The following is an 8,484-nucleotide window of genomic DNA, read 5'->3' as shown; positions in this document are numbered from 1 at the left end:
TCGCCGTGTCCGTCGCGGCCGCACGGAGTCAGTTGGCTGCATGTCGCATCCCTGTCGGAGTCAGCTCGTACACGGCGGTGGTGCCTGATGACCAGACACGCTTCCAGTCGGGAGAGGACGCCATCGCCGTCGCGAGGTCCTGGTAGTGCGCGGCGGTCTGGTAGCCGTACCGCTCGCCGTACGCGGCGAAGGGCTCGGCCACGAGCGCGTAGTACTTCGTCGCCGGCCACGTGCCGACCAGGTCGCGGGTGACCCCGGAGAGGTCGGCGTCGGCGTCGTACGCGGCGGCCGGGTCCGGGTAGGTCCCGAGTGCCTCCCGCGTGAGGTACGACACGTCGAAGTACCGCGCACCGGTGTTGCTCGGCACCGCGATCGCCGACCCGGTGAGGAGCATCACGGACCCCTTGGGCGCCGTCGCGTCGTAGTACTGCGTCGCAGCGGACTCGCTCCGCGTGGGGACGCGGTTCCAGTCGAGCGCGGTCTGCCCGAAGGCCCCGATCGCCACCAGGGCAGCGACCCCGGCAGCGGCCACGACGACCCGCACGGACGTCGGACGCATCACCGTGGTGAGCGTCGAACCGACGCGGGCGAGACGACCAGTCGGCCACGGCAGCGCAGCCGCGAGGATCGCGATCCACGGTGTCGCGAACAGGACGACGCGGAAGATGCCCTCCTGGCCGTAGTTGGTGGCGACGAGCAACGAGATCGGGCTCGCCGCCGCGGCGAGCAGCCCCCAGTGCAGGCGGTCCCGACGGACCAGCACCGTGACCAGCGCGGCGAGTCCGAGCACGACGAGCGTCGCAGCGGGCACGTCGAACGCCAGCCGGGTGACGAGGGGTGCCGGGAGCACCGTCGACTCGTGGGACGGGGGCTGCACGTTCTGGAACACGTGGCCGACCGCGCCGAGGGAGAGGAACTTGTCGAGCACGCTGCCGTTCAGCGCCGCGAACGCCACCGCGGGGACGAGCACCACGAGCGGCACCCACCACGGGCGGACCAGGCGGAAGACGACGAACACCACGAGCGCCGCGACCGTCAGGTACGGGGAGATCTGGTGCGTCACCGCGAGCACGATGCTGATGGCGGCGATCGGGACGAGCCGGGAGATCCCGACCTTCCTGGCACGCGGCGTCGTGGTCGAGGTGCCGTCCGGCGCGGTGACGACCGCGTTCCGCAGGGTCCCGGTCGCGAGCACCAGGATCGCGATGGACAGCAGGATGCCGACCGACTGCGGGGAGAAGTACGTGGTGTTGAGCGAGCCGGTCATCGCGGTGAGGAACGCTGCGGTCCACGGGCGACGGACACCGGGGAGCCAGTTCGCGGCGAGGACCCCGACGGCGATGGTGGTGCTGAACGCCAGGAGCACCGGCACCCACGCGGCGATGAGCATCGCGTTGGTGATCCCGGCGACCTCTGCCACCCACGCGCCACCGGCGAACAGGCCGGACCACGTCTGGAAGATGTCGGCGGCGGGGTTGGTCCCGCCGTACTGGCGGATGTACTCGAGCACGCCGACGTGCCGTGCCGCGGCCATGACCGTCGGCATGCCGTAGGTGATGGCCTGCGCGAGCTGGACGGCGCCACCGAGGACGACCACGGGGACGGCGACGCCACGCCCGCGGACCAGGGCGAGGACCGCCGCTGCGACCACGAGCGCCAGGCCGACGACGAGCCCGATGCCGAGCGAACCGAACAGGCCGTCGCGGACGGGGTCGCCCATGTGGGTCAGGGCGGTGACGACGATGACCACCAGGCCGAGCAACGACCCGGCCGTCACGGTCGCGGTCGTGCTCCACCCGCGGCGAGCAGCCTGGTGCGCCGGTGCGACGCGACGTCGGCGGAGCTCCGCCACGTCACGCGGCACCGCGATCACCAGGGCCACCGCGGTGAGGATGAGGACGCCCACGAACGGGACGACGGGGTCCCAGATGTGCGCCGTCGCCATCGTGTACCCGATGGCGATCGTGCCGACGAGCGACCCGGACACGGCGAACACCGCGAACCGGGCCAGCGGCATCGGTCGGAGCAGGAGCAGCGGGGCGACGCCGAGCAGCGCGAACAGGAACACCGCGACGGTGCTCGCCCGGAGGGTCGGCAGTCCGGCGATGCTCCCGACGGCGGCGGTGACGAGCGCCAGGACGACCAGACCGGCCGCCAGCAGGCGACCCGTCGGGCTCATCGCGTTCGACACGACCGGCTGACCGGGCCCGGCGCTCCCGAGTCCCCGCTGCAGCTCGTGCCGACCGCTGGCGGTGCGGTCGATCGTTCCGGCGCCCCCCAGCCGCTCGCGGAGCGCGAGGAACGGGGCGGCGAGCACGGAGCGACGCTCGACGCCCCGGAGGCGTCGGGCCGTCGCGGAGAACTCGGTGTCGACGCTGTCCGCACGGGCTGCGTCGTCGTCCCCGACGGAGGCGTGGTCGCCCTGCTCGAGTCCGAGTCGCGCGAAGGCGCCGAGGGCCTCCGGTGCGGCGTCGACCGAGGCGGCGAGCGTCTCGCGGTCGAAGGCGTTCTTGGTCATCCAGGCTCCGAGTCCGTGGCCGCTCGCGGCGGCGGCGCGGCGGAGCGACGCGACGTCGTCAGCCGATCGCTGCCACGCGATCGCGGCGGGTTCGACGGCGATCGCGGAACCCGCGAAGAGCAGTCGTGTGAAGAGGTCGAGGTCCTCGCCGCTGCCGACGCGGGTGCCGGGTCCGAACGCGGTGTCGAAGCCGCCGATCTGGAGGGCACGCGTGCGACGCACGGCGAGGTTCGCGCCGGTGCCGTAGGCCGAGGCGGCGAAGGGGTGGAGTGGGAGGTCCTCCGGGACGTCGTCGAGGCGGAACACCCGGCGACGGATGGTGCGCGCTGCGGCGACGCGGTCGTCGTGCCACCGCTGCGCGGGGGTGCGGAGCTCGGCGCTGGGGACCAGGCCGGTCACGCAGGCGACGTCCGGGTCCGCGACGAACGCGGAGGCGATGGCGCGGAGCCACCCGGCGTCGACGACGGACCCCTCGGCGGCGAAGGCCACCACGTCGCCGGTCGCGGCGAGCATGCCGGCGTTCCGTGCGGCGGCGAGCCCGCCGGCCGGTGCGGCGATGGTCGTCACGGGGACGCCGTCGATCATCACGACGGTGTCGTCACCGGCGTCAGCGGCGCTCGAGACCACCACGACGTCGAAGTCGTCGTAGCGGCAGGCGAGCACGGAGCGCATCGTCTCGTCGGACGCGCCGTCCGTGCAGAGCACCACGGTCACGGACGGCAGCATCTGATCTGCTGCCGGCCCTGCCGTGGGCGCCGGACGTGCCGCAGGTGCGGACATCGGGCGGATCGCACGCTGGAGCGCGCGGACGTCGATCGTCGCGCCGATACGTCGGCGCTCGGTGACGTCCGTCTCGACGAAGCCGAGGGGCTCGCCGCGGTCCCGCACGAGGAGCCGTGCGCGGCGGTAGCCCTCGGCCCCGCGGAGCGCGATGACGTCCCGGTGGCTCGAGGCGTGCACGTCGGCACGGTCGACCTCGCCGACCCACACGGCGCCGTCCCACGTCGGGAACAGCGGCCCTGCGACGACCGGCGAGATGACCATCGCCAGGGTGGAACGGGTCACGGCGCACCGACGGTCTGGGGCGCCTTGACGGGGGCGGCCGGCGAGACGACGACGCCACCGAGGACCCGGCCGACGGCGTAGCCGGTGATCGTCGACGCCACGGACAGCGCGATCGCGAACGCGCGGGTCCCACCGCCGCGTCCGAGCGCACCGAGTTCCCGCAGCAGCGCGCCGGGGAGCACCTTCGTCAGGTACGTCGACTCGCTCGACAGGGAGTCGCCCGTGCCGACACGACGGCTGAGGACGGCCTTGGAGATGCCCTCGTAGTAGCTGCGGCGACGCACGTAGCGCATCTCGACGCGGTCGGGCGACACCCGGTGCGAGACGTTGGAGCGCGGTTCGTAGCGGATGCGGGAGGAGGGCTTCGCCTGGGCGATGCGGATGCAGAGCTCCGTCTCCTCGCAGCCGAGCGGCTGGTTGCCGACGCGGCCGATGCCCGAGCGGAACCCACCGGCGGCGAGCAGCACGTCACGACGGAAGGCCATGCTCGACCCGATGACGTTGCGCACGTCGCCGGCCGCGGTGGGCAGGCCGGCGTAGCTGCAGCCGACGATCCAGAGCAGCTCGGCCGGGTACGGGCCGGAACCGGTCGTGGTGGGCCAGGACGGCGTGGCACGGCCGCCGACGCCGACGACGTCGGGCAGCTCGAGCGCTGCGACCAGGTGCTGCAGCCAGTCGGCGTCCGCCGTGGCGTCGTCGTCGAGGAACGCGACGACGTCGGCGTCCGTCAGGGCGACACCGGTGTTGCGGGCCCCGGACAGGCCGCGGTCCTCGGAGTTCTCGACGACGCGCAGCTCGGGCCAGCGGGCCTTGGCGCGGAGGTACAGCTCGGGCTCGTGGTCGATGACGACGACGACCTCGGTCGCCTCCGGCTGGCGCTTGGCCGACTCGACGGAGTCCTGCAGGTCGCCCCAGCGCTGCTGGGTGTACGCGCAGATGACGACTGCGACGGTCGGGGCGATCACGCCGCTTCCTCGTCGAGCGCGGGCACGGCGGTCGGGACGGCGCGGGTGACGGGTGCCATGCGGGCGCGGGCCTGGGCGTCGGCGGCCCGGCGGCGCTCGTGCATGATCGACTTCAGGACGCGGATGCCGTCCGTGATGGCGTTGAGGTTGCTCGAACCGTGCACGCGGAGCTTCTCGTGGCTCGGGACCTCGGAGATGACCAGGTCCGCGGCGGACCAGCGGCAGGTGAGGATGGTCTCGATCTCGAACCCGTCGCCCCACAGCATCGAACCGTCGGTCGGCTTCGGCAGCGTCGACGACAGCAGACCGATCTTCGGCAGCGCGTCGGCCCAGAAGGCGTTGTAGCCGTAGCAGAGGTCGCTGTAGCGGGTGCCGAGCAGCACGTTGCAGATCATGTTCAGCCCGCGGTTGCCCATGCTGCGGACGATCGTGATGTCGTCGCTGCCACCACCGAGGGCGTAGCGGGTGCCCTTGGCGACGTCCGCGCCGGCGACGAGGGCGTCCACGAAGCGCGGGATCTCGTCGGGGTCGGCGGAGCAGTCGGCGTCGAACATGACGACGACGTCGCCGGTGACGGCCTCGAAGCCACAGGTCAGGGCGTTGCCCTTGCCCTTGCGGGTCTGCTGCACGACCTTGATCGACGGCATCAGGCGCTGGGCCGTGGCGATCGTGTCGTCGACCGAGTTGCCGTCGACGAGGATCACCTCGTACACGGGCGGGAGCTTCGGGAGGATGATCTCGAGGTTCCTCGCTTCGTTCCGAGCGGGGATGACGACCGAGACGCGGGGGTCTCGGGGTCGGGAGGTGCTGGCGGACATGGTGCTCCTGTCGGGTTCAGGGGGCATACGGAGGAGTTCGTGGGAAGCGAACGGTCGTCCGTGGGTGACGGAGAACGAGACGCTGCGACGTCGGCGACGATGCCTGCGGAGTCGGGTGCCCCGCCTGGTGGTGGGGAACGGGCGGACGCCGCTCCCTGGTGAGTCCCACCATCGCGGCGGCAGCGGTGCCGGTCAATGCGATGTGCGGTCCCTTGCGGACCCACGAGTGCGGATACGGAAACCCGCAACGGCCCGCGCTCCGCGTGGTGCGGGACGACGGACTGGAGGCTCGTGGCGGCGCCGCCACCAGCCTCCAGTCCGCCCTGGGCGGGCCCTGGAACCGCGCGTCGGCCGGCTCGCGCGCTTCGCGCGCCACCGGCACCGGTTCGGCCGGGTGCGGCTCACGGAGGAGCGCACATCGCAGATGCCGACCAGGAGGGGCTGGGACTCCACGGACTCGGGGACGCCACGAACGAGAACGGCCCCCGGGAGAACCCGGGGGCCGTTCATCAGTCTGGCTGGGGTACCTGGACTCGAACCAAGAACGACGGTACCAGAAACCGCTGTGTTGCCAATTACACCATACCCCAAGAGGCCTGTCGGCCTCGCGCCCCGTCATCCGGGGCACGGTCATCTACTGTACATGATCCCGGGGGTCCGCAAGACCACCGACGAGGTCGCGGTGCACGGCGGCCGCCGTCGTCGCCCCGTGACCCGCGGCGACGATGAGCTGTTCGGGTCCGGGCGGCGTGACGTCGCCGACCGCGTAGAGCCCGGGCACGTTGGTGCGGCCGGCGCGATCGACGACCACGAGGCCCTCGGCGTCACGCTCGAGGGTGGCGTCGACCCAGTCCAGGTCGACGTGCCACGTCGGCCGCACGAACCCACCCGTCCGCGGCTCCACGTGCCCGTCTGCGAGACGGACACCGGTCATCCCGGACCGGTCCCCCTCGAGGTCGGCGACGGGCCGCTCCTCGACGCGCACGCCCGCCGAGGCCAGTCGCGCACGACCGGCGTCGTCGAGCGGCGCGACGCCGTTAGTGAACACCACGAGGTCGTCGGTCCACGAGGCGACGAGCAGGGCTCGGCCGACCACGTCGGCCGTCTCGCAGACGAACGCCAGCGCCTGCCCGGCCTTGTCGTACCCGTCGCACTCGACACAGCTGTGCATCGCGCTGCCGTAGAAGGCGCGCAGGGACGGCAGCGCGGGGAACTCCTCGCGCAGCCCGGTCGCGATGACCACCGTGCGCGCCGTGGCCTCGACCTCGGCGCCGCGCCAGGTGCCGTGCAGGCGCCAGCCAGCGTCGTCAGGACGCACGTCGTCGACGACCGCCTGGACGACCGTGGCCTCCGGGTACTGCTCGACCTCCGTGCGCCCGAGCTTCCGCAGCTCGAGCGGCGAGATGCCGTCACGCGTCAGGAACCCGTGCGACCGCAGCGTGGCGGCGTTCCGCGGTCGGTTGGCGTCGACCAGCAGCACGGTCCGCTTCGCCCGCACCAGGTTCAGCGCGGCGCTGAGCCCGGCCGGGCCGGCACCGATGACCGCGACGTCGTGGACCGTCTGCCCGTGTTCGTCCATGCCGTCCGCGTCGTCTCAGCGAGCCGCGAGGGCGCGCAGTCGGGCGAGCGTGGAGTCCTTGCCGAGGATCTCCATCGACTCGAACAGCGGCGGGCTGATCCGTCGACCGGAGACCCCGACGCGCAGGGGTCCGAACGCCACGCGCGGCTTCAGCCCGAGCCCGTCGATGAGCGCCGTGCGGAGCGCCGCCTCGATCGGCTCGGTGCGCCAGTCCTCGACGCCCTCGAGCGCGGTGATGCTCGCCTGCAGGACCTCGGACGGGTCGCCCTTGAGGCTCGCGAGCGCGTCGTCCTCGACGACCAGGTCGGCATCGGAGGTGAAGAGGAACCCGAGCATGCCCGGCGCCTCCCCCAGCAGCTGCATGCGCTCCTGCACCAGCGGCGCCGCGAGCTCGAGGACACGCTCCTGCTCGGGGGTGGCGGGCACGTCGACGTACTCGGTCAGGTAGGGCTTCAGACGGTCGCGGAAGTCCGCCGGGTCGAGCAGGCGGATGTGGTCCCCGTTGATCGCCTCGGCCTTCTTGTGGTCGAAGCGCGCCGGGTTCGGGTTGACGTCGGAGACGTCGAACGCCTGCACCATCTCGTCGATCGAGAACACGTCGCGGTCGGGGCCGATCGACCAGCCGAGCAGCGCGAGGTAGTTCATGAGCCCCTCGGGGATCATGCCGGCGGCACGGTGGTGGAACAGGTTCGACTCGGGGTCACGCTTGGAGAGCTTCTTGTTGCCCTCCCCCATCACGAACGGCAGGTGTCCGAACACCGGGATGAAGCTCGTCAGGCCGATCTCGTACAGCGCCTCGTACAGGGCGATCTGTCGCGGGGTCGACGACAGCAGGTCCTCGCCACGCAGCACGTGGGTGATGCCCATCAGGGCGTCGTCGAGGGGGTTCGTGAACGTGTAGAGGGGCTTGCCGTTCGGACGCACCACGACGAAGTCGGGGAACGTGCCCTGCTTGAAGGTGATCTCCCCGCGCACGAGGTCCTGGAAGCTCAGGTCGCGGTCCGGGACCCGCAGGCGCAGCGCCGGCGTGCGGCCCTGGTCGCGGAAGGCCTGACGCTCCTCGTCGGTGAGGTCGCGCTCGTGGTTGTCGTAGCCCTGCTTCGGGTCACGGCCGGCGGCGACGTTGCGGGCCTCCATCTCCTCGGGCGTGACGAATGACTCGTACACGTGTCCAGAGGCCTGGAGCTTCGCGATGACGTCCTGGTAGACGTCCGTCCGCTCCGACTGGCGGTACGGGCCGTGTGGTCCGCCCACCTCGACGCCTTCGTCCCAGTCGAGCCGGAGCCACCGCAGCGCGTCGATGAGCTGCTCGTACGACTCCTCGCTGTCCCGGGCGGCGTCGGTGTCCTCGATGCGGAACACGAGCTTGCCGCCGGTGTGACGGGCGTACGCCCAGTTGAACAGGGCCGTCCGCACGAGTCCCACGTGCGGTGTACCCGTCGGGGACGGGCAGAAACGGACGCGGACATCGGAGCCGGTGGCAGTGGTGAAAGGCGCAGTCATGACGCCTCGATCCTACCCGCCGAACGCAGAAAACCC

General features: G+C 71.9%; 5 protein-coding genes and 1 tRNA gene. All 6 read right to left on the bottom strand.

Annotation, left to right across the window (positions count from 1 at the left end; all coding sequences use genetic code 11):
- Positions 1 to 28: 28 nt before the first annotated feature.
- Complete coding sequence (locus BIU98_RS05490) at positions 29 to 3,583, bottom strand: glycosyltransferase (RefSeq protein ID WP_071272958.1); 3,555 nt, start codon at positions 3,581 to 3,583, stop codon at positions 29 to 31.
- Positions 3,580 to 4,548, bottom strand: coding sequence for a glycosyltransferase family 2 protein (locus BIU98_RS05485; RefSeq protein ID WP_071272955.1), 969 nt, complete (start codon positions 4,546 to 4,548; stop codon positions 3,580 to 3,582). The genes BIU98_RS05490 and BIU98_RS05485 overlap by 4 nt, the downstream gene beginning before the upstream one ends.
- A complete protein-coding gene (locus tag BIU98_RS05480; protein ID WP_071272953.1) occupies positions 4,545 to 5,366 on the bottom strand; it encodes a glycosyltransferase family 2 protein in 822 nt (273 codons plus the stop codon). The genes BIU98_RS05485 and BIU98_RS05480 overlap by 4 nt, the downstream gene beginning before the upstream one ends.
- A gap of 515 nt (positions 5,367 to 5,881) precedes the next feature.
- Positions 5,882 to 5,956 (bottom strand) — tRNA-Gln (locus tag BIU98_RS05475).
- A 44-nt stretch (positions 5,957 to 6,000) separates the two neighbouring features.
- Positions 6,001 to 6,945, bottom strand: a complete 945-nt coding sequence (locus BIU98_RS05470) for an NAD(P)/FAD-dependent oxidoreductase (protein ID WP_071272949.1) — start codon at positions 6,943 to 6,945, stop codon at positions 6,001 to 6,003.
- A 15-nt stretch (positions 6,946 to 6,960) separates the two neighbouring features.
- Complete coding sequence (gene gltX / locus BIU98_RS05465; RefSeq protein WP_071272946.1) at positions 6,961 to 8,448, bottom strand: glutamate--tRNA ligase; 1,488 nt, start codon at positions 8,446 to 8,448, stop codon at positions 6,961 to 6,963.
- Positions 8,449 to 8,484 lie beyond the last annotated feature (36 nt).

The organism is Curtobacterium sp. MMLR14_010 (assembly GCF_001865015.1).
Taxonomy (GTDB): domain Bacteria; phylum Actinomycetota; class Actinomycetes; order Actinomycetales; family Microbacteriaceae; genus Curtobacterium.
This window is presented reverse-complemented; position numbering and strand designations above follow the sequence as displayed.